Source organism: Bauldia sp. (assembly GCF_020442045.1).
Classification (GTDB): Bacteria; Pseudomonadota; Alphaproteobacteria; order Rhizobiales; family Kaistiaceae; genus Bauldia.
Window position 1 is genome coordinate 1 of the sequence record NZ_JAGRLA010000131.1, and the last position, 25,689, is coordinate 25,689.

General features: G+C 66.9%; 26 protein-coding genes. 13 read left to right on the forward strand and 13 right to left on the reverse strand.

From position 1 onward, the window contains the following. From KDJ86_RS14910 to KDJ86_RS14920, 3 genes are all read right to left on the reverse strand, one after another. Positions 1 to 752 (reverse strand): FG-GAP repeat domain-containing protein (locus tag KDJ86_RS14910; protein WP_291747449.1); only part of this gene is annotated, 752 nt, incomplete at its 3' end. A 121-nt stretch (positions 753 to 873) separates the two neighbouring features. Then, the gene (locus KDJ86_RS14915; RefSeq protein ID WP_291747452.1) at positions 874 to 1,986 is read right to left on the reverse strand and encodes a helix-turn-helix transcriptional regulator; all 1,113 of its coding nucleotides are present in this window, start codon (positions 1,984 to 1,986) and stop codon (positions 874 to 876) included. Between the two features lie 161 nt (positions 1,987 to 2,147). Beyond that, positions 2,148 to 2,798: a pyridoxamine 5'-phosphate oxidase family protein gene (locus KDJ86_RS14920; protein ID WP_291747454.1), complete on the reverse strand. Its 651-nt coding sequence runs from the start codon at positions 2,796 to 2,798 to the stop codon at positions 2,148 to 2,150. A 445-nt stretch (positions 2,799 to 3,243) separates the two neighbouring features. On the opposite strand from KDJ86_RS14920, the gene KDJ86_RS14925 reads away from it, so the two are divergent. Beyond that, on the forward strand, positions 3,244 to 4,659 hold the full coding sequence (locus KDJ86_RS14925) for an FAD-binding oxidoreductase (protein WP_291747616.1): 1,416 nt from the start codon (positions 3,244 to 3,246) through the stop codon (positions 4,657 to 4,659). 69 nt (positions 4,660 to 4,728) lie between these two features. Here KDJ86_RS14925 and KDJ86_RS14930 read toward each other — a convergent pair whose 3' ends face one another. Both KDJ86_RS14930 and KDJ86_RS14935 read right to left on the reverse strand, forming a co-directional pair. Further along, a complete protein-coding gene (locus tag KDJ86_RS14930) occupies positions 4,729 to 5,274 on the reverse strand; it encodes a L,D-transpeptidase (RefSeq protein ID WP_291747457.1) in 546 nt (181 codons plus the stop codon). A 275-nt stretch (positions 5,275 to 5,549) separates the two neighbouring features. Then, positions 5,550 to 5,801 (reverse strand): hypothetical protein, encoded by a 252-nt coding sequence (locus tag KDJ86_RS14935; protein ID WP_291747460.1) that lies wholly within the window; start codon positions 5,799 to 5,801, stop codon positions 5,550 to 5,552. 301 nt (positions 5,802 to 6,102) lie between these two features. On the opposite strand from KDJ86_RS14935, the gene KDJ86_RS14940 reads away from it, so the two are divergent. From KDJ86_RS14940 to KDJ86_RS14950, 3 genes are read left to right on the forward strand one after another with little or no spacing between them, the layout of a single operon-like run. Continuing rightward, entirely contained in the window at positions 6,103 to 7,320 is a 1,218-nt protein-coding gene (locus tag KDJ86_RS14940) for an MFS transporter (protein WP_291747463.1), read from the forward strand. A 45-nt stretch (positions 7,321 to 7,365) separates the two neighbouring features. Beyond that, the gene (locus KDJ86_RS14945) at positions 7,366 to 8,394 is read left to right on the forward strand and encodes an endonuclease/exonuclease/phosphatase family protein (RefSeq protein WP_291747466.1); all 1,029 of its coding nucleotides are present in this window, start codon (positions 7,366 to 7,368) and stop codon (positions 8,392 to 8,394) included. Between the two features lie 40 nt (positions 8,395 to 8,434). Further along, positions 8,435 to 9,322 (forward strand): VOC family protein, encoded by an 888-nt coding sequence (locus KDJ86_RS14950; protein WP_291747469.1) that lies wholly within the window; start codon positions 8,435 to 8,437, stop codon positions 9,320 to 9,322. A gap of 39 nt (positions 9,323 to 9,361) precedes the next feature. Here the strand turns inward: KDJ86_RS14950 and KDJ86_RS14955 are convergent, their stop codons facing one another. Continuing rightward, positions 9,362 to 11,044 (reverse strand): FAD-dependent oxidoreductase, encoded by a 1,683-nt coding sequence (locus KDJ86_RS14955; RefSeq protein ID WP_291747471.1) that lies wholly within the window; start codon positions 11,042 to 11,044, stop codon positions 9,362 to 9,364. Positions 11,045 to 11,217: 173 nt separating this feature from the next. Between KDJ86_RS14955 and kdsA the strand changes: the two genes are divergently transcribed. Then, entirely contained in the window at positions 11,218 to 12,051 is an 834-nt protein-coding gene (kdsA, locus tag KDJ86_RS14960; RefSeq protein ID WP_291747474.1) for a 3-deoxy-8-phosphooctulonate synthase, read from the forward strand. A gap of 6 nt (positions 12,052 to 12,057) precedes the next feature. Here the strand turns inward: kdsA and KDJ86_RS14965 are convergent, their stop codons facing one another. From KDJ86_RS14965 to KDJ86_RS14980, 4 genes are read right to left on the reverse strand one after another with little or no spacing between them, the layout of a single operon-like run. Beyond that, entirely contained in the window at positions 12,058 to 12,594 is a 537-nt protein-coding gene (locus KDJ86_RS14965) for an RBBP9/YdeN family alpha/beta hydrolase (RefSeq protein WP_291747477.1), read from the reverse strand. A 47-nt stretch (positions 12,595 to 12,641) separates the two neighbouring features. Further along, positions 12,642 to 13,217: a TMEM175 family protein gene (locus tag KDJ86_RS14970; RefSeq protein ID WP_291747480.1), complete on the reverse strand. Its 576-nt coding sequence runs from the start codon at positions 13,215 to 13,217 to the stop codon at positions 12,642 to 12,644. Between the two features lies 1 nt (position 13,218). Further along, positions 13,219 to 13,671, reverse strand: a complete 453-nt coding sequence (gene queF / locus KDJ86_RS14975) for a preQ(1) synthase (RefSeq protein ID WP_291747483.1) — start codon at positions 13,669 to 13,671, stop codon at positions 13,219 to 13,221. After that, complete coding sequence (locus KDJ86_RS14980; protein WP_291747486.1) at positions 13,664 to 14,647, reverse strand: DUF1835 domain-containing protein; 984 nt, start codon at positions 14,645 to 14,647, stop codon at positions 13,664 to 13,666. Before KDJ86_RS14980 ends, queF begins: the two co-directional genes overlap by 8 nt. Before the next feature lie 107 nt (positions 14,648 to 14,754). On the opposite strand from KDJ86_RS14980, the gene eno reads away from it, so the two are divergent. Next, a complete protein-coding gene (gene eno / locus KDJ86_RS14985) occupies positions 14,755 to 16,032 on the forward strand; it encodes a phosphopyruvate hydratase (RefSeq protein ID WP_291747489.1) in 1,278 nt (425 codons plus the stop codon). A gap of 20 nt (positions 16,033 to 16,052) precedes the next feature. Here eno and KDJ86_RS14990 read toward each other — a convergent pair whose 3' ends face one another. From KDJ86_RS14990 to KDJ86_RS15000, 3 genes are all read right to left on the reverse strand, one after another. Next, on the reverse strand, positions 16,053 to 17,375 hold the full coding sequence (locus tag KDJ86_RS14990) for an SDR family oxidoreductase (RefSeq protein ID WP_291747492.1): 1,323 nt from the start codon (positions 17,373 to 17,375) through the stop codon (positions 16,053 to 16,055). Positions 17,376 to 17,378: 3 nt separating this feature from the next. Beyond that, complete coding sequence (locus KDJ86_RS14995) at positions 17,379 to 17,846, reverse strand: DUF2269 family protein (RefSeq protein WP_291747495.1); 468 nt, start codon at positions 17,844 to 17,846, stop codon at positions 17,379 to 17,381. A gap of 81 nt (positions 17,847 to 17,927) precedes the next feature. Continuing rightward, the gene (locus KDJ86_RS15000) at positions 17,928 to 18,419 is read right to left on the reverse strand and encodes a hypothetical protein (protein WP_291747496.1); all 492 of its coding nucleotides are present in this window, start codon (positions 18,417 to 18,419) and stop codon (positions 17,928 to 17,930) included. A 292-nt stretch (positions 18,420 to 18,711) separates the two neighbouring features. On the opposite strand from KDJ86_RS15000, the gene KDJ86_RS15005 reads away from it, so the two are divergent. From KDJ86_RS15005 to lpdA, 7 genes are all read left to right on the forward strand, one after another. Then, positions 18,712 to 19,056, forward strand: a complete 345-nt coding sequence (locus KDJ86_RS15005; protein ID WP_291747499.1) for an FtsB family cell division protein — start codon at positions 18,712 to 18,714, stop codon at positions 19,054 to 19,056. A gap of 126 nt (positions 19,057 to 19,182) precedes the next feature. Beyond that, positions 19,183 to 20,244, forward strand: a complete 1,062-nt coding sequence (gene pdhA / locus KDJ86_RS15010) for a pyruvate dehydrogenase (acetyl-transferring) E1 component subunit alpha (protein WP_291747502.1) — start codon at positions 19,183 to 19,185, stop codon at positions 20,242 to 20,244. Positions 20,245 to 20,359: 115 nt separating this feature from the next. After that, complete coding sequence (locus KDJ86_RS15015) at positions 20,360 to 21,742, forward strand: pyruvate dehydrogenase complex E1 component subunit beta (protein ID WP_291747504.1); 1,383 nt, start codon at positions 20,360 to 20,362, stop codon at positions 21,740 to 21,742. Between the two features lie 36 nt (positions 21,743 to 21,778). Further along, entirely contained in the window at positions 21,779 to 23,128 is a 1,350-nt protein-coding gene (locus tag KDJ86_RS15020; RefSeq protein ID WP_291747506.1) for a pyruvate dehydrogenase complex dihydrolipoamide acetyltransferase, read from the forward strand. A gap of 21 nt (positions 23,129 to 23,149) precedes the next feature. Continuing rightward, on the forward strand, positions 23,150 to 23,737 hold the full coding sequence (locus tag KDJ86_RS15025; RefSeq protein WP_291747509.1) for a GNAT family N-acetyltransferase: 588 nt from the start codon (positions 23,150 to 23,152) through the stop codon (positions 23,735 to 23,737). 150 nt (positions 23,738 to 23,887) lie between these two features. Continuing rightward, positions 23,888 to 24,211: a hypothetical protein gene (locus KDJ86_RS15030; RefSeq protein ID WP_291747511.1), complete on the forward strand. Its 324-nt coding sequence runs from the start codon at positions 23,888 to 23,890 to the stop codon at positions 24,209 to 24,211. Positions 24,212 to 24,246: 35 nt separating this feature from the next. Further along, the gene (lpdA, locus tag KDJ86_RS15035) at positions 24,247 to 25,662 is read left to right on the forward strand and encodes a dihydrolipoyl dehydrogenase (RefSeq protein WP_291747514.1); all 1,416 of its coding nucleotides are present in this window, start codon (positions 24,247 to 24,249) and stop codon (positions 25,660 to 25,662) included. Positions 25,663 to 25,689 lie beyond the last annotated feature (27 nt).

Here is a 25,689-nt window from a genome sequence, read left to right on the forward strand (position 1 = left end):
AGCGCAATCATGTTGGCGACCGGGAAGGGGCCCTGCGGCACATCGATCAGAGTCGCTGACGAAAAGTCGCCGTTGCCAGGATTGAGATAGATGCGAGAACTGCTCGCTGCACCACCAAGAAAAAGATCAGCATCTCCATCGCCATCGGCATCAAGAAAGACCTCAGTGGTGAAGCCGGCTTCCTGGGTAGCGACCTGGATTGGGAGTCGGTCCGAAGACCGCGTGAAGCTGCCGGAGCCATCATTGATAAGCAAAAAGGGATTGATTGGATTTCCGCCGTAGTCTCCGACGTAAATGTCGATATCTTTGTCGCCATCGATGTCCGCCGAAGCCGCGGAATGGGAGAAATCGCTGGCCGGTGGCAGGGAGCTGGTGGCGTCCACGAAGCCGTGTGCGCCGGAGGAAAGAAACAGCTTGTTCTGGGCTCCCGGCCAGGGGTCGTGGTCGTAGCCGTGGTCGGCGACGAACAGATCCGGGCGACCATCGTTATTGAAGTCGTCCACCACGATCTCGCGGGGATGCATGCCTGTCGGGATAGACCCAAGAACACTTTTGGTTTTGTCCGCGAAATGGCCCTTTCCATCGTTGATCAATACATGCATGGGAAGAGGAAACGGCTGATAGCCCTCCGACACGAAGACATCGACGTCCCCGTCGCCGTCGACGTCGAGGACCGCGATTTCGGCAGGAGCATTATGTTTTGAGTCGTTGGGATAGCCGAATTTTGTCGTGTGCCAATAGGACTTCGTCATCGTTCAACCTTCGCAACCAGTCACACCGAGCTTGGCCCTGACGATGCGGCGCGGCACTGCCTGGCGAAACACCCATATGGGGGTAATTCGTGCTGCGATGCGAAAGCCGGGATCGGGGGGATCAGATAGCGAGCCGCGCCACGATGCTGGCGAGTTCCGCCTGGCGGTGGGCTCCGGTCTTGGCGAATACCGCTTTCAGACGCTTGCGGGCCGTCTCCAGGGAAATCGACTCCGCCTGGGCGATGGCCGCCAGGTCCTCGCCGTCGCCGATCCGCGACGCGAGGCGCGCCTCGGCGGGAGACAGGCCGAAGACGGCGCAAAGCTGCATGTTGGTCCGCCCCTGCCGGCCGAACGGGTCGGAAACGATCAACGCGGCGCGGGCGAGCGCGAAGATGTCCTGCGCGACGCCGACAATCGGCACGAGCTGCGCCTTGAGCGGCAGGACGCCGGAGCGCTTCGGAAGGAGGATGGCCTCGACGGTGCGCTCGATCGCCGGCGCGTCGCCGGTTGCTTTCCGGATCGCGCCGGAAAGCAGGGAATCGATCGTCGGCTGCCAGGACCCGACCCGGCCGCTGCGGATCACCAGCGCATCGTCGACATGACGCTCGAATCCGTCGGACATGTAGACCAGGCGCCCCGAGCCGCCGATCAGGGCTATATCGTCCCCAAGCCGGCTGAAACTTTCGGCGATCGTCCGCATCGCCGAAAAGCGGAGCTTGAGGGCAAAGGTCGCCGCGGCGCGCAGTCTTTCCATCAGGGGATTGATGAGCGCCACCTCGTCGGGCCCGAAAGGTTCGTCCTTCGCCATGCGTTCCATGGCAAAAGGAAACAGGACCTCGCCGGAGGCCTGCGCGAGGACCATGCCGGCGGTCGAGCCCATGCGGTGGGGCCTGACGAATTCGTTGTAGTACCGGTCCACGTTCAGTTCTTCCGGCGTGAACATGTCGGACTCGGTGATCAGCCCTTTCATTCCCGCCCGGGTCAACTGCATCCCCCGCTCCATCCGGGAGTTCGTTCCGACCCAGCCTTCGGCGGCGAGCGCCGCGACAACTTCCTCCATCCCAGGCGAGGGGATGGCCCCGGTAGAGTCCGGATAAACGGGAAAGACCGTCGCGCCGAGGGCGCCGCAGGCATCCGCTACCGCCTGGAGCGCCTTCGGCCAAAGCTCGGGGGCGGCGATCGCTTCGTGAAAAAGCGCGCCCGCATGCTCGAAGTCGCTCTCGCGGACCAACATTGAGCACCCCCCCAGGGACGATCAATCATAACGCGAAGTCGGATGAGCAACAATCTTCGGGAAGAGGAAGTGGAGCGGCAGCACCGTCGGCCTCGCGGCCAATACCGCGCAAGGGCGAAACCCTTCGTCAGCTCACTGACGAAGGCGGGACGCCCGACGCATCAGTACAGCGTCTTGCCGTATTCGACCTCGAGGTCCGCATCGATCCTGCGCATCTCGGCGTCGTCGTCGGGGGCGCCGGTCGTCTGGTCGAGGATGATCTTCGACAGCGACGGCATCCCGTCGCGATCCTGGAAGTGATCCGGGTTCCAGAGCTGCGAGCGCCGGAACGCCTTGGCGCAGTGCATGAAGACCTCGCGCACCCTGACGACGATGGCGAGCCCCGGCGCGCGGTCGCGGACGGCCATGGTGTCGAGGAGCCCCGGGTCGGTGACCAAGGTCGCCTCGCCATTGACGCGGAGCGTGTCGTCGAAGCCCGGGATGACGAACAGCAACCCGACATTCGGGTTCGAGACGATGTTGGCGAGGCTGTCGAGGCGGTTGTTGCCGGGGCGGTCGGGAATCGCCAGCGTGTTCGGGTCGAGGATGCGGACGAAGCCGGGCGGATCGCCGCGCGGGCTGACATCGGCGCGTCCGTCGGCATTCTGCGTGCCGAGGCAGACGAAGGGCGAGCGCCGGATGAAGGCCTGGGCATGCGCGTCGAGCGCGTCGATGCACTTGTCGACGGCGAGCGGCGCGACCGCGTGAAACAGGCTGCGCAGGGACTCCTCGTCGGCGATGACGTGGTCCGGGTCGAGTTTGAATTCGTTCATCGGTTCGCTTTCGAAGCTCTCGGTGGGCTGCCGGATGGGCCGGGCCGGGACGCGCGATCCTAACGTGCAGCGGGGCCAGGGACAATTTGCCGGCGCAGGGCAAGCGCTGTGTCCAGGCGGCGGGACAGCAATCGGCTTCGGACGGATATCGAAGGTCGCACCGGGTCGATGACGCTCCATCGAGGCCCAGCTCGCGGAACTCTTCGAGTATTAAGACACAAGATGAAAAAACTCCGCCAGAAGACGTGCAAATATGGCGAATATCCTCCGACCCAACGGATATTTATCAAGCAATATTAACGCCAAAGTTGTTGAAAGCAAAAATATACGATCAATCGCAGGAGCGTTATTGGAGATTACAATACTGAATTCAAGGTGCACTTGTTTCGTGCTATTATGTCCGACATTGAAGATCGACAAAAGTCGACATCAGGGGGAGGGCACCATGAAATTGAAGACGATCGACGGCAAGACGACATCGATTGATGACGAAAAGCTGGATGGATTGCGCGCGGGAATGCGCGGCGAGGTGCTGACGGAAGATTCGCCGGGCTACGACGAGGCGAGGACCATCTGGAACGCTATGATCGACCGGAAGCCGGCGATCATCGTTTGCTGCCAAGGCGTTGCCGATGTCATGCAGGCGGTCCGCTTCGCCGCCGACAACGGGCTGCTGACGGCGGTGCATGGTGGGGGGCACAACATTGCCGGCAACGCGGTCTGCGACGGCGGCGTGATGATCGACCTCTCGCAGATGAAGTCGGTGCGGGTCGATCCTGCCGCGAGACGGGTTTGGGTCGAGCCGGGGGCAACGCTTGGCGACCTCGACCGGGAGACGCAGGCGTTCAATTTCACGGTCCCGACCGGCATCAACTCGACAACCGGGGTGGCCGGGCTGACACTTGGCGGCGGTTTCGGCTGGACGACCCGCAAGTTCGGGCTGACGATAGACAACCTCGTGGCGGCCGACGTCGTGACGGCGGACGGGCGGCTCGTACGGGCTAGCGCCTCGGAAAACGAGGACCTGTTCTGGGCGCTGAGAGGCGGGGGCGGCAACTTCGGCGTCGTGACGGCTTTCGAGTTCCAGCTCCACGAGCTGGGCCCCGAGGTGCTCGCCGGTCTCGTCGTCCATCCGTTCTCGGCCGCGGCCGCGGTGCTGAAGGAATACAGCCGTATCGCCGAGTCGGCGCCTGACGAGCTGACCTGCTGGGTCGTGATGCGACAGGCACCACCGCTGCCTTTCCTGCCGGAGGAGTGGCACGGACGTGAGGTCCTCGTCCTCGCGATCTGCTACGCGGGCGATATCGTCGAGGGAGAAAAGGTGGCGGCCGAACTCCGGTCGGTCGGCAAGCCGATCGCCGACGTGGTAGGTCCGACACCCTTCGTCGGCTGGCAACAGGCCTTCGACCCGTTGCTTACGCCGGGCGCGCGCAACTATTGGAAGAGCCATGATCTGGTCGCGCTCCCGGACGAGGCGATCGACGTGATTCTGGATGGGGTGGCGACCCTGCCGGGGCCGGAATGCGAGATATTCATCGGCCATATCGGCGGCGCGGCAGGACGTGTCGCGGCGGATGCGACGGCCTTTCCGCAGCGCAACTCGCATTTCGTCCTGAACGTGCACACGCGCTGGCGCGAGCCCGGTGACGACAAGGCCTTCATCGCCTGGGCACGCAACCTGTTTGAGGCGGCGTCACCCCACGGCGCGGGCACCGCCTATGTGAACTTCATGCCGGGCGATGAGGGTGATCGGGTGAAGAATGCCTACGGGGCGAGCTACGAGCGGCTCGCCAGGGCGAAGGGGCGCTACGACCCCGGCAACATGTTCCGGATGAACCAGAACATCCAGCCGTCCGCTTGACGACCGGTCGCCATCGGCCGGAAATCACAAGAGGGGCAGCGTCCGGTCCACGTCGGGTGCTGCACCGCGTCAGGTGGCGGCCAGCACCACCACCGGCGAGCCGACCTTGACCCGGCCATAGAGGTCGATGACCTGCTCGTTGAGCATGCGGATGCAGCCATTGGATACGGCCTGGCCGATCGAGTCGGGCTCGTTGGTGCCGTGGATGCGGTAGCGCGTGTCCTTGCCGTCGCGGTAGAGGTAGAGGGCGCGGGCGCCGAGCGGATTGCCGGGGCCGCCGCGGATGCCCTTGGCGAGGCCGGCGAAGCGCTCGGGGTTGCGCTTGATCATATTGGCGCTCGGCCGCCAGCGCGGCCATTCGGCCTTGCGGCCGATGACCGCGGTGCCGCTGAAGCCGAGGCCTTCCTGGCCGACACCGACGCCGTAGCGGATCGCGATCTCGTTGGCCGTCACGTAGTAGAGGAAGAAATTCTGCGGATCGACGACGATGGTGCCGCCCGGATAGCCCGGGTAGCGGACGCCCTGGCGCTGGAATTCCGGGGCGAGCTCGGCGCGGGCCGGCCCAGCGGCGAGAAGTGCGATGGAACCGAAAAGAAGGCTTCGGCGATTCAACATGGTCAGGTCCCGGTCTGGAGGTTTGTCCGGTGTGCCCGTCGTCCATCGGGCATCGACTGAACCGGCACCGCATCGCCCCTTTCAAGGGGCCGGCGCCCGAAGGCGCGGCCGAAGCGCGCGCCCTGACGCCATAGTCCCCAAATCCGGGCGGGGGGTCAACCGGCGGGCCGTTCACAAGGCGGCGACCCGGAATCGCCACGCCCCTGCGTCCGCTCGGGTGAGCGCCGGCTCTCCAGGCGATCGAAGACGCCGGGCGCGGAACGCCCGCGCGTTTCCTACCGGCTGTCCCGATCCTCGTCCGGATCGAGGTTGACGTTGGCCTCGTCGCACATGGGGATCTTCTTCATCTCGGCCGTCGCTTCCTCCTTCGTGGCATAGGGGCCGCCGACCTTGTCGCCGCCCATCTCGTCGGTGACGTAGCAGCCGTCGGTGGCGTGGATCACGACCCATTCCGCCGCGAAGCCCGGGGACGCCATCGCCATGGTCGCCGCGGTGAAGCCCGCGACCAGCATCAACTTCCTGAACATGTTCCGGTTCCTTCCCTGCTCCTCGATACCGTGCCCGATCGATACGGCCGGTGTGCGCCGCATCATCGACCGGACCGGCTGACGCCACCCTGACGGATAGTCTGGCTCCGCAGGTGGATGATGGGCCCTTCATAGGGCGGAAATCGATCGAAATTGCGGTCGTGCCGGGCAGGGCGCCGGAGGCCGGAAAAACGATGCCTGCGCCGGGAGAATCCGGATGGGAGGGAGCCGCCGCCGTGATACATACCGCGCCTTGGCCGCGTCGCCATGGATTCGGACGCAGCCTCAGGGCGAGAAGGACATGTCGCTGCCGTTGACCGGGCTGTTCCTGGCGGCCTTCGCCGTCGGGACGACCGAGCTGATCATTGCCGGGCTGCTGCCGGCGCTGGCCGCGGACCTTGCCGTCGACATCCCGACGGCGGGGCTGCTGATTACCGGTTACGCGATCGGGGTGGCGATCGGCGGGCCGATCCTGGCGCTCGCCACCGGCTCGCTGCCGCGCCGGCCGCTGCTGCTGGCGCTGATGGTGGTCTTCGTCGCCGGCAACATGCTCTGCGCGCTGTCGACCGACTACTGGCTGCTGCTGGGCGCGCGGCTGGTCATCGCCTGCAGCCACGGCCTCTTCTTCGGCGTCGCGATGATCATCGCCACGCGGCTGGTGCCGCCGGGGCGCCAGGCAATGGCCGTCTCCATCGTCGTCGCCGGCATCACCGTCGCCAACGTCCTCGGCGCCCCGGCCGGCGCCGCGATCGGCTACCGCTTCGGCTGGCAGATGGCCTTCTGGGCGATCTCGGCCCTCGGCATCGTCGCGACGATCGTCATCGCCCTCGTCATTCCGCGATCGCCGCCCGAGGGCGATCCGCGCCCGGCAAGCATCCGGACCGAGATCCGGGTCCTCGGCCGGCCGGCGGTCCTGCTTTCCTATGCGATGATCATCCTCGGGATGACGGCCTTCTTCGTGCCCTTCACCTTCATCGTCCCGATCCTGACCGGCGTCACCGGGATCGCGACCGAGACGGTGCCGTGGCTGCTCTTCGCCTCCGGCGTCGGCGGGGTGTTCGGCAACCTGATCGGCGGCCGTCTCGGCGACTGGAAACCGGCGCTTGTCCTTGTCGTGGTCTTCGGCCTCGACGTCGTGCTCTACCTGGCCTCCCTGGTCGCGGTATATGATCCGCTCGCCATGTCGATCGTCTTCTTCCTGTGGGCGCTGGTCGGCTTCTCCTTCACCGCGCCGGTCCAGACCCGGATCCTCACCGCCGCCGCCGAGGCACCGAACCTCGCCTCGACGCTGATCTCCACCGCCTTCAACATCGGCATCGCCGCCGGCGCCTGGCTCGGCGGCATGGCGCTCACCGCGGGCTGGGGCTATGCGGAGCTGCCATGGATGAGCGTCGGCTTCCTGGCCGTGGCGCTGGTCGTCGCCATCGTCGCCTGGATCCTTGACGCCCGGGCCGGCGCCACGGCCACGGGCGGGCAACCGGCGGGCCGGTCAGCGGCTTTGCATACCCGCGCCGATTGAGGGAAGCTGCCGCCGGCAGGCCGAAGACAGCACGGAGCCAGACCGATGCCGACGCCGCTCGATGTCCTCTTCGTCGACGAAGCCAACCGGCCCGATGACGATCCGCTATCGCAGGCGGCGCTCGACGAAATCGCCGCCTATGCCGCCTATCTCGACGAAACCGTGCCGCCGAAGCGCGCCGTTGATCGCAATCTCCTGATCGCGACCTGGAATGCCTGCCACTTCAATTCGCTGACCAAGTCCTGGAGCCTGCCGAAGACGACCGCCAGGAGCCCGAAGCGCGACTACCGGTGCCTGTGGGCGATGACCGAGGTGATCTCCCGCTTCGACGTGGTGGCGCTGCAGGAGGTCGGCGGCGACCTGCGGGCGCTGCGCTACGCGATGAAGGTGCTCGGCCCCAACTGGAGCTTCCTGATGACCGACGTCGCTGCCGGGGAGGGCGGCAACCACGAGCGGATCGCCTTCGTCTTCGACACCAGCCGCGTGTCGCTCTCGGGGCTCGCAGCCGAGCTGGTCATCCCCGACGAGGCGGCGGAATACGGCTTTACCGAAGGTGCCTTCAAGAAGCAGTTCGCGCGCAATCCCTATGCGGTCAGCTTCCGGACGCCCGACACGACCTTCATCCTGGTGACGACGCATATCGATTTCGGCAACGAGGACACCCAGCGCCTGCCGGAGCTGAAGGGCATCGCCAAGTGGATGCAGGACTGGGCGGCCGACGCCAACCGCTGGCACCACAACCTCCTGGTCCTCGGCGACTTCAACCTCGACCGGACCGGCAACACGCTCTACGAAGCCTTCGTCTCGACCGGGCTCGAGGTGCCGTTCGTCCTGCAGAGCCATCCGCGGACGATCTACGGCCGCCGCGACGCCCCGACGGCGGCGAGCTATCACGACCAGATCGCCTGGTTCTCGAACGGCCGGGCCAAGCTGATCGGCCTCGAACTCGCCAATGGCGGCATCTGCGAGATATGGGGAAGGCTGCTGACCGAGCTCGGCCTCACCAAGGCAAGCTTCGCCGCCCGCATCTCCGACCACAATCCGCTGTGGGTGGAATTCCGGCTGCCGGCCTGAAGCGGTCGAGATTCCGGGCGGAAGATGGTTAGATCGGACCATGTCCATCAAGACCCAGCCCTCGATTCGCCCGATCGACCACCTCGTCATCGCCGTCCACGATCTCGACGCGGCGCGTGACGCCTATGCCCGCCTCGGCTTCACGCTGACCCCCGAGGCCAGGCATCCCTTCGGCACGGCCAATTCCGTGGTCCAGCTCGAGGGGGGATACCTCGAGCTCCTGGCCATCGACGACGAGGCGCGGATCGCCGAGCCGGCCGGGGACGGCTTCTCCTTCGCCGCCTTCAATCGCGACTATCTCGAGGCGCGGGAGGGGCTTTCGATGCTGGCACTGAGGAGCGCCGATCCCGCCGGCGACCGGGCCGACTTCGCCCGGCACGGGCTGCCGGTCTACGCGCCCTTCCGCTTCGAGCGACAGGCGCGGGCCCCGGACGGTACCGAGACCGACCTCGCCTTCTCGCTGACCTTCACCGGCAACCGGCAGATCCGCGACGCCGGCTTCTTCACCTGCCGGAACGAGCGCCCCGGAAACTTCTGGCGTCCGGCCTACCAGGCGCATGCCAACGGCGCGGCGCGGATCGAGGCGGTGGTCATGGTCGCCCGCGATCCGGCCGACTTCCACGAGTTCTTCTTCTACTTCACCGGCCAGCATACCATGCGCGCCGACAGCCTGACCGTGACCCTCGACACCGGTGGCGGCCTGATCGACCTGGTGACGCGGGTCGGGGCCAGGGGCTTCTACGGGGTGGAGGTCGAGCCAGGCCCGAGCCCGCGCTTCGTGGCGATGCGGATCGCGGTGCCGGATCTCGCGGCGGTCCGTGACACGCTCAGGGCCAACGGCGTCGGGCATCACGACCTCCTCGGGCGGGTGGTGGTGCCGCCGGACGAGGCCTGCGGCGTCGCCGTGGCGTTTTCCGAGGCTCCCTGAGCCGCGACCCGCCAAGCCGCGGGATCTCCGCTTGGCCGATCAGTGGTGGGGCGAGCCCGCGCCCAGCGTCCCCTCGGGACGGCGCTGCAGATACTGGTGGACGAAGGCGATGGCCATGCTGCCCTCGCCGACGGCGGCGGCGACCCGCTTGACCGGGCTGAAGCGGACGTCGCCGCAGGCGAAGAAGCCGGGAACGCTGGTTTCGAGCAGGTAGGGAGCGCGATCCTCCGGCCATCGGCCGACCCTGACCACGTCTTCGCCGGTCAGGACGAAGCCCCGACGGTCGCGGGCGATATCGTCCGGCAGCCACCCGGTCTCGGCATCCGCGCCGATGAAGATGAATACGCCGCCGGATTCCTCCCGGCGGGTCTCGCCGCCGGCCCGATCGACGATATCGACCGCGGTCAGGTGGTCGTTGCCATGAACCGCGGTGATCTCCGACCGGAGCAGGACACGGATGTTCGACTTGCCGCGAATCTGGTCGACGAGATACTGCGACATGCTCTTCTCGAGGGCGTCGCCGCGGACCACCAGCGATACGGTGCGCGCGTGATTGGCGAAGAACATCGCCGCCTGGCCCGCCGAATTGCCGGCCCCGATCAGGTGGATGTCGAGGCCCTGGGTCACGTCGGCTTCGCTGCGCGAGGCGCCATAATAGATGCCTTTGCCTATCAGCTCGTCGAAGCCAGCGATCGACAACCGGCGCCAGCTGACGCCGGTCGCCAGGATGACGGTACGGGCATGCAGGATGTCGCCGCCGTCGAGCGAGATGGTCCGGGTTTCCGGGTCGATCCGCCGGATCGAGCGCGTGACCAGTATCTCGGCGCCGAGACGCCGCGCCTGACGCAGGGCGCGGCCCGCCAGCTCGTCGCCGGATATGCCGCTGGGGAATCCGAGGTAATTCTCGATCCGTGACGACGTGCCGGCCTGACCGCCCGGCGCTTCCCGCTCGATGACGATCGTCCGCAGCCCCTCCGAGGCGCCATAGACGGCGGCGGCGAGCCCGGCCGGTCCGCCCCCGACGATAACCGTGTCGTATTCCGCGTGATGGGGGGTGGTTTCCAGATGGAGCCGCTCGGCGAGCTCACGGTGGTTCGGCCGCGCCAGGACCGTGCCATCCACCAGCCGGAGCAGGGGAAGGTCCGAATCGGCGGGCGGCGGGCCGTGCCAGTGCGCCGCGAACTCGGGCGTCTCCAGCGTCAGGGAATCGAAGACGATCTGGTTGCTCGACAGGAAGCGGCGGAGCGCGACGCAGGTCGTGTCCCAGCGATGGCCGACGATGGTGACCTGGGCGGGATGCGGCGCGGAGGCAATGCCCTTGAGCCCGCCAAGCCGCTCGCGGGCGAGGTCGTTCACCGCATTGGCGAGGTCGGGAACCTCGTCGGCGATGATGTGGTACTGGCGGGCGCTCACCTTGAGGATGCGCGAGGGGACCGCGGCGCGGCCGCCGGCCTGAAACGGACTGCCGTAAGCCAGCGTGACTTCGCCGTGAAGCTGACCGACCTTGCGCTCGCCGATCTTCCTCTCGGTTCCGTCGATCAGCTTGACGATGTCGAGCCTGCCTTCGAGGACGAGAAAGAGGGCGGCCTCGTCGCCCTCGTTGATGACATCCTCGCCGGCGCCGACACGAATGTCGGCCGCCACCCGCAGCAGGTCGGCGAGATGCCGCTTTCCGAGCGGCGCGAAGAGCGGTACGGCCGCGAGGTCCTTGATCGTGAGCATGACCCCCCTCGGCGCCGCAGGCAGACGCGGCGCCATTTTGCCGGTCAATCTGCACCTATTTGGCAAGAAAGACGATAGGACATTGGTTGTGGCGTCAGGTCCCCGCCCGGCTTCGACAACGCGTGAGACTGCTCTCTTTCGCTTTCCGCCGCGATGCGTATGATCCCGCCACCATGACAGAACCCAACGCCCATGTTCCGGTCGGTGACGCCACGTTCGGCAACGACCTGCCGCTTTCGCTGATCGCCGGCCCGTGCCAGCTCGAATCCCGCAACCATGCCTTCGACATGGCGGGACGGCTCAAGGAGATGACCGCGGCGCTCGGGATCGGCCTCGTCTACAAGACCTCCTTCGACAAGGCGAACCGCACCAGCCTCGGCGGCCGGCGCGGCGTCGGGCTGGAGGAGGCGCTGCCGATCTTCGCGGATCTCCGCGCCGAGCTCGGGGTGCCGATCCTCACCGACATCCACGAGCGCGAGCAATGCGCGATCGTCGCCGAGCATGTCGACATCCTCCAGATCCCGGCCTTTCTTTGCCGGCAAACCGACCTGCTGGTGGCCGCGGCCCGGACCGGCAAGGTGGTCAACGTCAAGAAGGGCCAGTTCCTCGCCCCCTGGGACATGAAGAACGTGCTCGCCAAGATCGTCGACAGCGGCAATCCCAACGTGCTCTTGACCGAGCGCGGCGCGAGCTTCGGCTACAACACGCTGGTCTCCGACATGCGGGCGCTGCCGATCATGGCCGCGACCGGGGCGCCGGTGATCTTCGATGCGACCCATTCGGTGCAGCAGCCGGGCGGGCAGGGGACGTCCTCCGGCGGCGACCGGCGGATGGTGCCGGTGCTGGCGCGGGCCGCTGTCGCGGTCGGCGTCGCCGGCGTCTTCATCGAGACCCACCAGGACCCGGACAACGCGCCCTCCGACGGACCCAACATGGTGCCGATCGACCGGCTGCCGGCCCTGCTCGGGACGCTGATGGCGCTCGACCGGGCCACCAAGGGCGGCTGAGGCGGCTCACGCCCCGTCGGTCAGCCGGCCGAGGATCGCCTGGCCTTCCGGCCAGTCGCCGAGGCCGGACTCGGCATTGATGTGGCCCTTGCGGCCGACATCGACGAAATCCGAACCCCAGCGGGTGGCGAAGAAGCGGGCCCGGGTGCTCGAGACATAGGGATCGTCCTCGCTGGCGACGAGGATGGTGGGGAAGGGGATGCGCCGCTTCGGCATCGGCGCGAAATCGCGCAAGGGATCCTCGATCCGAGCGAAGTTGTCGGCGTCCGGGGGCGCCACCAGCATCGCCGCGGCGACGTCGACCTCCGGGTGGTCCTCGGCCATTTCGGCGACGAGAACCGAGCCGAGGCTGTGGGCGACGAGGATGCTGCCGGGATGCGCCGCGATCGCCGCGAGCAGGGTCTCCATCCAGTCGGCCTTGCGGGGGTGGTCCCAATCTGCCTGCTCGACGCGCAGGACGTTCGGCATCCCGCGCTCCCAGAGCGTCTGCCAATGGGTCGGGCCCGACCCGTTCCAGCCGGGGACGGTGAGGATCGTCGTCATGGTCCGGTACTCCTCCGGTTCAGAACCGGCGATCGCCACTCAGTCGATCAGTCCTTGACGATCCGCTCGATGCGGCGATCCGGCACGAGCCATACGATGGCGACGGCGAAATAAAGCACCATCGACACGGTGCTGGAAAAATATGCCACGACAATCGCCGCGAGATAGGCGGCGAGGGAAAGCTTGCCCTTGAAATCGTGACCGAGAGCCTGCGCGATCTGGGAATCCTCGCCGTTTGCCGCGATCAGGGTCGCCGCGAGGATCGTGTAACCGATGGCGCTCATCAACTGGACGACACCATAGACCGCGACGGGTACCGGCGCGAAGTGGTTCTCACCCATCCAGCCGGTGACGAACGGCATGAGCGACAGCCAGAACAGGAAATAGAGATTCGCCCACAATACGCGGCCGTCGACGCGCTTCGCGGCGTGGAGCATGTGGTGGTGGTTGTTCCAGAAGATGCCGATATTGACGAAGCTGAGAACATAGCTGAGAAAGACCGGGGCCAACGGCAGGAGGGCGCTCAGCGTCTCGCCGTGCGGGACCTTCATCTCCAGCACCATGATGGTGATGATGATGGCGATGACGCCGTCGCTGAACGCCTCGAGCCGCCCCTTGGTCATCTCATCCCCTGCCGCGATAGGGCGCGATCCCCTGGTCCGTGATCCAGACATCGGCGGGCGCGGCGCCGGTCTGCCAGAAGACGTCGATCGGCATGCCGCCGCGCGGATTGAAATAGCCGCCGATGCGGAGCCATTGCGGCTTGAGGAGGTCGGCGAGCCGGGCGCCGATCGAGACGGTGCAGTCCTCGTGGAAGGCGCCGTGGTTGCGGAAGGACTGGAGGTAGAGCTTCAGCGACTTCGACTCGACCAGCCATTGGCCGGGGACGTAGTCGATCATCAGGATGCCGAAATCGGGCTGGCCGGTGACCGGGCAGATCGAGGTGAATTCGGGAAAGGTGAAGCGGGCCATATAGGCCTTGGCCGGATGCGGGTTGGGCACCCGGTCGAGGGTCGCCTCTTCGGGGCTCCGCGGAATCGGCACGGAGCGGCCGAGCTGCGGCTTCTTGCTAGCCATGGGACTGGAATCCGGTTTCGGGAGGAAGGAGCGTTGCCTGCCGCCGCTCATAGCGCCAGACGTCGCGGCCTTTCAAGCGGGTTCCGGCCCACCAGCGATCGATGCCGTTCAGCGCGACATGATCCGCCTCGCCGGCAAGCACCGCCTTGCCGGCCCCGGTGAGGTCGAGCGTCGGGGCGGAAAGCACGTCACGCGGATCGTCGACACCGGCGATCGGGGTGAAGCCGGCGATCAGCGGGGTCTCGGCAAAGGCCAGGCCATGCAGCATGGCGAAGAAGCTGGCATCGCCCATGAAGGCGGCCTCCTCCTTTTCGAGGGCGGCGGCGAAGAGGCGCCCCGGCGCCGCCGTACCGGCACCGATCAGGGCGAGGGCGGCTTCCTCGCTGCGCGACAGGCCATGGGCGCCGGGGAGTTCCTGGAGGAAGCGGGTCAGGGCCGGGGCCAGGAAGGGCAGGCGGTCGAGCGGCTCTTCGAGCCGGCGGTCGACATAGTCCGGCGTCGGCATGACGAGATCGGCCCAGACCTGCTCGCCGAGCTCAAGCTCTTCCTCCCCGACGGCGCGGGCATGCTCGGCGAAGCGCAGGATCGTCTCCGGCCGCTGGTGGCCGAGGAATTCGTCGGTCTGGACGAGCAGCAGGCCGTCGCTCCGGCCCTCGTCGGCGAAGAAGGACAGGACCTGGACGAGCTGGAGCTGGTCATAGAGGTCATGCTCGAACCACAGCTCGATCCGGTCGAAGGACTGGTGGCGGCGAAGCACCGCGTCGCGCCCGGCAAAGGTCTCGGCGACCTCGGCGGCAGCAAGGCCGAAGCGTTCGGCGAGGAATGCCGCCCGTTCCGCCGAATTCCGCTCGAGCGGGCCGGCCAGCAGGCGTCCCTCATGCAGGACGTCGCGCCATGGCAGGATCTCGCCGTCGCGCCCGGCGGCGGCAAGAAGCTCGGCGGCGCTGTCGCCATTGGTGATGATCAGTGTGGCCATAGGCGGAAAACATGGCCATCCGGCATCCGAATGTCACGTCAATTTCCCTTCCGCCGGTGGGCCGGCTCGGGTAGAAGCGGGCTCATCCGGGACAAGAGGAGATAACCATGACCGCCATCATCGACATCACCGGCCGCGAAATACTCGACAGCCGCGGCAACCCGACCGTCGAGGTCGACGTGATCCTCGAGGATGGATCGATGGGCCGCGCGGCGGTTCCCTCCGGTGCCTCGACCGGCGCCCACGAAGCGGTGGAGCTCCGCGACGGCGACGACGGCCGCTACGGCGGCAAGGGCGTCCGCAAGGCAGTCGACGCGGTCAATAACGAGATCTTCGACGCGATCGGCGGCATGGAGGCGGAAGGCCAGATCCATATCGACCGGACCCTGATCGAGCTCGACGGCACGCCGAACAAGGCGCGCCTCGGCGCCAACGCGATCCTCGGCGTGTCGCTGGCGGTGGCCAAGGCGGCGGCCGAGGCCTCGGGCGGGCCGCTCTACCGCTACATCGGCGGAGTCAACGCCCATGTCCTGCCGGTGCCGATGATGAACATCATCAACGGCGGCGCCCATGCCGACAATCCGATCGACTTCCAGGAATTCATGATCCTGCCGGTCGGCGCCTCCTCGATCGCCGAGGCGGTGCGGATGGGCGCCGAGGTGTTCCATACCCTGAAGAAGGCGCTGAAGTCGGAGGGCCACAATACCAATGTCGGCGACGAGGGCGGCTTCGCCCCGAACCTGCCGTCGGCGGAAGCGGCGCTCGATTTCGCCCTCCAGGCGATCGAGAAGGCCGGCTACAAGCCCGGCGAGGACGTGGCGCTCGGCCTCGACTGCGCCGCGACCGAGTTCTTCAAGGACGGCAAATACGTCTACGAAGGGGAGGGGGTGACCCGCGACGTCGCCGCCCAGGTCGACTACCTCGCGGCACTGGCCGGCAAATATCCGATCATCACCATCGAGGACGGCATGGCCGAGGACGACTGGGAGGGCTGGAAGGCGCTGACCGACAAGATCGGCGACAGCTGCCAGCTGGTCGGCGACGATCTCTTCGTCACCAATACCCAACGGCTGTCGCGGGGCATCGACGGGGGCATCGCCAACTCGATCCTGGTCAAGGTCAACCAGATCGGCTCGCTCTCGGAAACGCTCGACGCGGTCACCATGGCGCTGACCGCCGGCTATACCGCGGTGATCTCGCACCGCTCCGGCGAGACCGAGGATTCGACCATTGCCGACCTCGCGGTCGCCACCAATTGCGGGCAGATCAAGACCGGCTCGCTCGCCCGCTCGGACCGGCTGGCCAAGTATAACCAGCTGATCCGCATCGAGGAGGAGCTCGGCAGCCAGGCCGCCTATGCCGGCGCGGCGGCCTTCAAGCGGTAGGCCCGTCCGGGCGCACGCCGCTAGCGGCTGTCCAGTATGGCCACGGCGACGAGCATCAGCACCACCGCGGGGACCGTCTTGACCAGCGCCCCGAGCGGCTCGATCCAGAGGTCCGGTGTCAGGACGGCCGCGCCTGCCATGTAGCCGAGCGCCACGGCGATCCCGGCGATCAGGCCGCGCCGGCAGGCAGGCCGCCAGGCGATGGCCATGCCGATCGCGATGTCGGCGAGGGCGCTGACGACGGTGATCGCATCGGCGAGCGCCGGGTGGAAGCCGTGCCGCGTGAGAATCCCCGCCGCCGCCTGGAAGGAGACGGTGAGCGCGATCAATCCGGACAGGGTCCAGAAGAGCGCGAGCGACGCGACGACGAACGGCTTCAGCAGGAAGAGCCGGGCGAACCACACCTCCTGAATGGTCGCCGGCAGCGAAGCGAGGATCCGGCCGAGCGGCGCGGGTTCGATCCCGGTCGCGGCGATCCACGGCAGCGGGTCGCCCCTGACGCCGCGGCGCATCTCGGCGAGCCCCGTGCTGCGGACCGGCGGCGCCCAGCCGAGACGCGAGGCGAGGTCGCCAAGGCGTGCGCCAACCGTGAGCAGCCATGAGGGGAGGTTGACGATCGGGCGCGGGCCACCGAAGTGCCGGCGGAGCCCGGCAACGACGTCGCCGGCGGTCGATTGCTCGCGCTCCATGAGGTCCCAGGTGGCGCTCCAGGTCCGCTCGCCCTGTCGCCACCTGTCAGCGACGACGGCCACGGTCGCGACGATGTCGGAGATTCCGATCGCGGCGAAGGGCGCCTGCCAGTCGGCCGGCGCGAGGTCGACCGGCAATGCGGCGAGCGCGCGAAAAAGTGCGCTGGCGCCATAGGCAACCGGCGCGAGAACGATGCCCGGACGCAGGATGACGAAAGGCAGCCCGCTGTCGCGGATCAACTGCTCGGCCCGGCGTTTGGTCCGGCTGAAAGCTGTCCGGTCGCTGTTCGCCTCGCCCGGGATCGAGACATGGATCAGCAGCTTCGGCCGCCCCGCCCGGGTCATCGCGCTGATCAGGCGGGCGACGAAGGCACGATGGATGGCATCGGCGGTCTCGCCGCCGCGATCCTGGAGAATACCGGCGGCGTTGATCACGATGTCGCTTCCGCCGAGCAACGCCGCGAGCGTCTCTTCATCGGGCGCCGCGAACGGCGCCGTGATCGCATTCTCGCCAAGCGCGGCATGCTGAGCGGACGTGAACCGGCGCGCGATCGCGATGACGGGGTGGGCGCCGCGCTTCAATTCCGCCGCCAGCGCGAAGCCGATCAGGCCGGATGCGCCGAGAACCGCGATGGTTGGGGCGGGAGTGGTCATCGCTCAGAACCCCGGCTTGGCGATCATCAGCCAGAGGATCGCAAGGACCGAGCCGAAACCGGGAAAGCCGAAGGCGAACCAGAGGCGGAAGAGGCGATGATACGCCGCCGGCAGCGGTTCGCCGGCCGATGCCGCGGCCGAAGCGAGATCGCGCATTCGCGCCTGCATCCAGACCACCGGAAACCAGAACAGCCCGGCGACGACGTAGAGGACGAGGGAAACCACGATCCAGCCCTGGTCGAGCGGGAAACCGAGCTCGCGGGCGAGAAGGTAACCGGTCACCGGCTGGACGGCCACGGCGGTCGCGGTGAAGAGCCAGTCGGCGACGACGACGATGGCGGCCGTTCGCGCCACAAAGGCCGGGTCGCCGCTGCGATGCGCCATCAGCATGAAGAAGGCGATGCCGCTGCCGGTGCCGAGGATGACGGTCGCGCCGACGACATGGAGGTACTTGAGAACGAGAAATGACACGACGGACCGCCGCAGGCTGAAGGCTCGGGCCGTCAACCGTACATCATCTTCGGGCGGTGGCGACGACCGGCCGGAGGTTGGCTACGGCTTGCCGAAAACGACGGGGCCGCCGCCTGAGTCGTTTGAGTGGTTGTCGACGTGCAGGTCGTAGTCGGTGTCGATGGTCGCGACGAATCGCTCACCGGGTGCCGGCGCCGCGCCTTCGAGGATGCGATAGGCGATCTCCACTTCGCCGCTGTTCCAGGCCATCGCCGAAATCTCGTAGACGGAGACTCCCTGGTCGAGGCGGCCATCGAGCACGACGGAGGCATTGGGCGGGTCCGCCTCGAAGGCGGCGTCGGCGCCCCACGCGCTTGCCACATAGGTCTCGATCGCCATGAAGCCGACCTTCCGCTCCGGGCGGTCGGTGAAGACGACGACCGTCGGATCGGGGGACAGCGTCAATTTACCCTCGGAAGCGACGTCGACCGTCCCCTGGATGACCGCGAGCCATTCCGGGGCCGGCGGGTCGTCGGCCTGGGCGACAGGCGCGGCCAGCAGGAATGCGATGGTCCATGTTGCAAGGCGAGGCATGAAATATCTCCACCGCTGATTCTTCGGCAGGTTGCGAGTCATGTCGATCAGCCATCTAGCCTCATTGTGCTTGCTGTTCGGTTACCGACTTCGTGTGTGTCACGCGAAGGCCCACGGCGGGCCGGGCAAACCACGATCCACGAGCGAGCGCCTTCATCTCCATTCGAGGCCACACGGCGCCGCGTCGCATGGGCGGCGGGGCCTCGACGAAGGATGGCACGCGCCGCCACCATCCGAAACCATCCATTAAGGCTATTGGGCCAATCTGCGACGACATCGGGCAGGAGTTTCCATGATCACCCGCCACCGCCGTCGGTCGCCCTTTCGGCTCCTTTGGCTGCCGCTGACCACAGCCGCCTTCGTCGGCTATTTCGGCTACCACGCCTATAACGGCTCCTACGGCGTTCCCGCGCTGGAGCAGATGCAGGTCGAAGCGCGCGACCTCAAGGCGAGCCTCGAGGACCTGCGCGACGAACGCGCCGCCCTCGAGAAGCGGGTATCCTACCTCAAGCCCGACAGCCTCGATGCCGATATCCTCGATATCGAGGCCCGCACCTCACTTAACCTGCTGCGGCCAGATGAAGTCGTGATTTCGTTTGGTGCGGTGCAGCATTCGCGAGAAGATACCTATGACTGAGTTATCCATTCCAATTCGGCATACTTGATCTGCGGGAAAGACAGGCCTCCAGTTCTTGGATTGCCTCTCGCGTTCGGCTACGCTCTCATCAAATCAACAAGCAGCGCCCCAGGGGAGGAGTCCTGCATGCCCAAAGCCGCACGGAAGGCCGACAAGTCGGCGCCAGTCTCTGAGCCCGGCAAACGGTCACGGCCAACCGTCGTACCGAATCCTCCTGAGAAGCTCGCGAAGCTGACCACCGAGCAGGAACTTTTCGCCTACCAACAGATGCTGCTCATCCGGCGATTCGAGGAACGCGCCGGACAGATGTACGGGATGGGGCTGATCGGCGGCTTCTGCCATCTCTATATCGGCCAGGAAGCCGTGGTGATCGGCATGCAGATGGCGATCGAGGATGGTGACCAGGTCATCACCGGCTACCGCGACCATGGCCATATGCTGGCCTGCGGCATGGACCCGAAGGGCGTCATGGCCGAACTCACGGGCCGCAGCTCGGGCTATTCCCAGGGCAAGGGCGGCTCGATGCACATGTTTTCGCGGGAGAAGAATTTCTTCGGCGGCCACGGCATTGTCGCCGCCCAGGTGCCGCTTGGCACCGGCCTCGCCTTCGCCAACCACTATCGCAAGAACGGCCGGGTCTGCCTGACCTATTTCGGCGACGGCGCGGCGAACCAGGGCCAGGTCTACGAAAGCTTCAACATGGCGGAGCTGTGGAAGCTGCCCGTCATCTACGTGATCGAGAACAACCGCTACGCGATGGGCACCTCGGTCGCCCGGTCCTCGGCGCAGACCGATTTCTCGAAGCGCGGCGCCTCCTTCAACATCCCCGGCGAGCAGGTCGACGGGATGGACGTGCGGGCGGTCAAGGCGGCGGCCGACAAGGCGGTGGCCTGGTGCCGGGCCGGGAAGGGCCCCTATATCCTCGAGATGCTGACCTATCGCTATCGCGGGCATTCGATGTCGGACCCGGCGAAGTACCGGACCCGCGAGGAAGTGAACAAGATCCGCGAGGAAAGCGATCCGATCGAAATGTCCCGGGCGCGCATTCTCGAAGCCGGCCTCCTCGACGAGGACGAGCTGAAGAAGATCGAGAAGAACGTGCGGGATACGGTGACGCAGGCCGCGGAATTCGCCCAGGCCGGACCGGAACCGGATCCGGCGGAACTCTGGACGGACATCTATCGCTGACCGGGAGCATGAGCAGCGTCATGCCCCGCTCCACCATCAACGACACGCGTATCCTCCCGCGCCACCGCGGCCGGGCGGCACCGTATCGCCTGACCGCCAAGGGACGTTTCTGACCATGCCGATCGACATCCTGATGCCGGCGCTGTCGCCCACCATGGAAGAGGGCACACTCGCCAAATGGCTGAAGAAGGAGGGTGACCCCATCCAGCCCGGCGACGTGATCGCCGAGATCGAGACCGACAAGGCGACGATGGAGATCGAGGCGATCGACGAAGGGTCGCTCGTCCGCATCCTGGTTCCCGACGGGACCGAGAACGTCAAGGTCAACACGCCGATCGCTGTTCTCCTCACCGAGGGCGAGGACGAGGTCGGCGAAGCCCCGCCCGCGGCCGAGGCCGTCGAGGAGAAGGCGGATGCCGAGGTCGTCGCGATCGAGGCAGCCCCCCAGGCAGCCGCGCCGGCCGCGCCCAGGGCGGCGACCGCGGCCGAGCCGGAGGTTCCCGAAGGGGCGGAGGTCGTGACGATGAGCGTCCGCGAGGCGTTGCGCGACGCGATGGCGGAAGAGATGCGCCGCGACGGCGACGTCTTCGTCATGGGCGAGGAGGTCGCCGAATACCAGGGCGCCTACAAGGTGACCCAGGGATTGCTCGACGAGTTCGGCGCCGACCGGGTCGTCGACACGCCGATCACCGAGCATGGCTTCGCCGGACTCGGCGTCGGCGCCGCCCTTGCGGGCCTCAGGCCGATCGTCGAATTCATGACCTGGAACTTCGCGATGCAGGCGATGGACCATATCGTCAACTCCGCCGGCAAGACGCTCTACATGTCCGGCGGCCAGATGGGTTGCCCGATCGTGTTTCGCGGACCGAATGGCGCGGCCGCCCGCGTCGCCGCCCAGCACAGCCAGGACTACGCCGCCTGGTACAGCCAGATTCCCGGGCTCAAGGTCGTCCAGCCGCACACCGCCGCCGACGCCAAGGGCCTGCTGAAATCGGCGATCCGCGATCCCAATCCGGTGGTCTTCCTCGAGAACGAGATCCTCTACGGCCAGTCCTTCGACGTGCCGATGGTCGAGGATTACCTGGTGCCGATCGGCAAGGCGAAGATCGCCCGGCCCGGCAACGACGTCACCATCGTCTCCTTCGGCATCGGCATGACCTACGCGCTGAAGGCGGCCGCCGAGCTGGAAGGCGAGGGGATCGACGCCGAGGTGATCGACCTCAGGTCGCTCCGCCCGCTCGACATGGAAACCGTGATCGAGTCGATCAAGAAGACCAACCGCTGCGTCACGGTCGAGGAAGGATGGCCGATCGCTTCGATCGGCAGCTATGTCGCCTCCGAGATCACCATGCAGGCCTTCGACTGGCTCGACGCGCCGGTGATCAAGGTGGCCGGCAAGGACGTCCCGATGCCCTATGCCGCCAACCTGGAAAAACTGGCGCTTCCCTCGGTGGCCGAGACGATCGAGGCGGTGAAGGCAGCGACCTACAGAACCTAGCGACGGCAACCGCCGCGGAAGAACCGGGACCGACCCATGCCGATCAACATACTGATGCCCGCCCTCTCGCCGACCATGGAAGCCGGCAACCTCGCCAAGTGGCTGAAGAAGGAGGGGGACCCGATCAAGGCCGGTGACGTCATAGCGGAGATCGAGACCGACAAGGCGACGATGGAAGTCGAGGCGGTCGACGAGGGAACGCTCGGCAAGATCGTCGTCGCCGAAGGGACCCAGGACGTGCCGGTCAACGAGACCATCGCCGTGCTGCTCGAAGAGGGCGAGGACGCGAGCGCGATCAAGGATGCCGGCGCCGCGCCCGCGCCGAAGGCGGCCAAGGCGCCGGAACCGAAGGCAGCGCCCGCTCCCGAGCCGGCAAAGGGACCCGAGCCGGCGAAGGCACCGCCTGCCCCGAAGGCCGCCGCACCGGCGCCCGCTCCGACAGCCGCCAATGGCGGCGGGGCGAGGGTATTTGCCTCGCCGCTCGCCCGGCGGATGGCGACGGAAAGCGGCATCGACCTGTCGCGGATTTCCGGCAGCGGCCCGCATGGCCGGGTGATCAAGGCGGACATCGAGGCCGCGGCCTCGGGCAAGGCGCCGCTCGCCGCCCCGGCGCCGGCCGGCCGCCCGCCCGCCGCGCCGCCCAGCATGAGCGACGAGCAGGTGATGAAGCTCTTCGAGGAGGGCTCCTATGACGTCGTCCCCCACGACAATGTCCGCAAGATCATCGCCAAGCGCCTTACCGAGGCGAAGACCACCATCCCGCATTTCTACCTGTCGGTGGATGCCGAGATCGACGAGCTCCTGAAACTCCGGGCCGAGATCAACGCCGCCGCGCCGGTCGGCGAGGGCGACAAGCCGGCATGGAAGGTTTCGGTCAACGACATGGTCATCAAGGCGATGGCGATGGCGCTGCAGCGGGTGCCGGACGCCAACGTGACCTGGACCGAGGGCGGGATGCTCCGCCACCGGCGCTCCGACATCGGCGTCGCGGTGTCGATCCCCGGCGGCCTGATCACCCCGGTGGTGCGCCATGCCGAGACGAAGCGCCTCTCCGAAATCTCCAATGAGATGAAGGACCTCGCCGCCCGGGCCCGGACCCGCAAGCTGGCGCCCGAGGAATACCAGGGCGGCACGACGGCGATCTCCAACCTCGGCATGTTCGGGATCAAGGACTTCGCCGCGGTGATCAACCCGCCGCATGCCTCGATCCTCGCGGTCGGCGCCGGCATCGAGACGCCGGTCGTCCGCGACGGCAAGGTCGAGGTCCGGACGATCATGACCATGACGCTGTCGACCGATCATCGCGCGGTGGACGGGGCGCTCGGCGCCAAGCTGATCAACGCGGTCAAGACGCTGATCGAGAAGCCGGCCGGGATGATGGCCTAGGCGACAAGGCCGGGGCGCGGCATGTCGACTCCCTCGATACGGCCTGCGACGCTCCGGGACGCGACCCACCTCGCGGCATTGGTCGATATCGCGGGCGAGGGACTTGCCACCTATTTCTGGGGGCAGATGGCGGATGTCGGCCAGTCGCCCTTCGAGGTCGGGCGGATCCGCGCCCGGCGCGACCAAGGGGCCTTCACCTGGCGGAACGCCCATGTCGCCGAGATCGGCGGGGAGGTCGCGGGCGCCCTGGTCGGCTACCGGATCGCCGATGACGCCGCGGACGAGGACCTGTCGGAGACGTCCGAGATCGTCCGGCCGCTGGCCGAGCTCGAGGCGCTGGCGCCGGGCCGCTGGTATGTCAATGTGCTTGCCGTCTTCCCGGAATTCCGCGGCAACGGACTGGGGACGCTGTTGTTGAGGAAGGCGGACGAGGTCGGCAGACGAGATGCACCGGCGGGGATGGCGATCATCGTCGCGTCGGAAAACCAGGGCGCGCTCAGGCTCTACGAAAAGGTCGGCTACCGGACCATTGCGCGGCGCGCGGTCTTTCCCTATCCCGGCAACCGGCGCGGCGGCGACTGGGTCCTCCTGACCAAGCCGCATTCCTGAATTGCGACAGGCGACTAGGGCGGCGACCACCGGCATGGTATGGAACGGCGCTACGGGGGGAACCGCCAGCCGGCGGTGCGACAGACGACGGAATGGCGGCCGCCTGCCACACCTGGCGCCGGTCGCGGGAAATTCGGAGGGAGGCAACGGATGCGGGTCGGACTCGGCCGTTTCGGCAAAAGCGCCGCAATCGCTCTGGCGGGTCTGCTCGCCGGGGTATCCGTCGCCAGCGCCGCGCTTCCCCCTTACTGGCAGAGAACCCGCGAGATCGAACGGATCGCCGGCGACTCACGCGTCCATGACGCGTTGAACGGCTCGCTGATCGTGTCGATCACCTGGACGGGGGAAGACCGATATGAAGTGCGTGGCGAGGACTGCGTCGTCACCGTGACGATCGTCGATATCCCGGGGAATGAGGGGATCGCGGGTCCGCGCAATTTCGACCTTGAGCCTGGCGCCCCGCAGTGCCAGTGACAGCAACACGGAACCACGGACAGGCAGACTGAATTATGGCGAATGCATACGACGTTATCGTGATCGGGGCCGGACCGGGAGGTTACGTGGCCGCCATCCGCGCGGCGCAGCTCGGGCTGAAGGTCGCGGTGGTCGAGAAGAACCATCTCGGCGGCATCTGCCTCAACTGGGGCTGTATCCCGACCAAGGCACTGCTGCGTTCGGCCGAGATCTACCACTATCTGCAAAGCGCCGAGGATTACGGCCTGTCGGCGAAGGACGTGAAGTTCGACCCGGCGGCCGTGGTCAAGCGCTCGCGCGCCGTCTCGGCGCAGCTCGCCACCGGCGTCGGCTTCCTGCTCAAGAAGAACAAGGTCGACGTCATCTGGGGGACCGCGACGATTCCGGCGGCCGGCAAGGTGAAGGTCACCGCCGCCGACAATCCGCCGAAGGGCGCGCTTGGCGGTGGCGACTACCAGGCCAAGAACATTATCGTCGCCACCGGCGCGCGGCCGCGGCCGCTGCCCGGACTGGAGCCGGACAAGAAGCTGATCTGGACCTATTTCGAGGCGATGGTGCCCGAAAAGATGCCGAAGTCGCTGCTGGTGGTCGGCTCCGGCGCGATCGGCATCGAATTCGCCTCCTTCTACCGCACCATGGGCGCCGAGGTGACGGTGGTCGAGATCCTGCCGCAGATCCTGCCGGTCGAGGACGAGGAAATCGCCGCCCATGCCCGCAAGCGCTTCGAGAAGCAGGGGATCAAGATCCTGACCGACGCCAAGGTCGCCTCGGTGAAGAAGGGCAAGGATTCGATCACCGCGACGATCGAGACCAAGGACGGCAAGAAGCAGGAGATCACCGCCGACCGGATGATCTCGGCCGCCGGCGTGGTCGGCAACATCGAGAATCTCGGCCTCGAGAAGCTCGGCGTGAAGACCGAGAAGGGCTGCGTCGTCATCGACGGCGTCGGCAAGACCAATGTCCCCGGCATCTACGCGATCGGCGACGTCGCCGGGCCGCCGATGCTCGCCCACAAGGGTGAGCATGAGGGGGTCATCTGCGTCGAGGCGATCGCCGGCAAGCATCCGCACCCGATGGACAAGCTGAAGATTCCGGGCTGCACCTACTGCACCCCCCAGATCGCGTCGGTCGGCCTGACGGAAAAGAAGGCGAGGGACGCCGGCTATGACATCAATGTCGGCCGCTTCCCCTTCATCGGCAACGGCAAGGCGATCGCGCTCGGCGAGCCGGACGGCATGGTCAAGACGATCTTCGACAAGAAGACCGGCCAGCTTCTCGGCGCCCATATGATCGGCGCCGAGGTCACCGAGCTGATCCAGGGCTTCGTCATCGCGATGAACCTGGAGACCACCGAGGAGGACCTCATCCACTCGGTCTTCCCGCACCCGACCCTCTCCGAGATGATGCACGAGAGCGTCATGGCGGCCTACGGCAGGGTCATCCACGCCTAGGACGGACGGGAACCGGTCAGGCGGCCG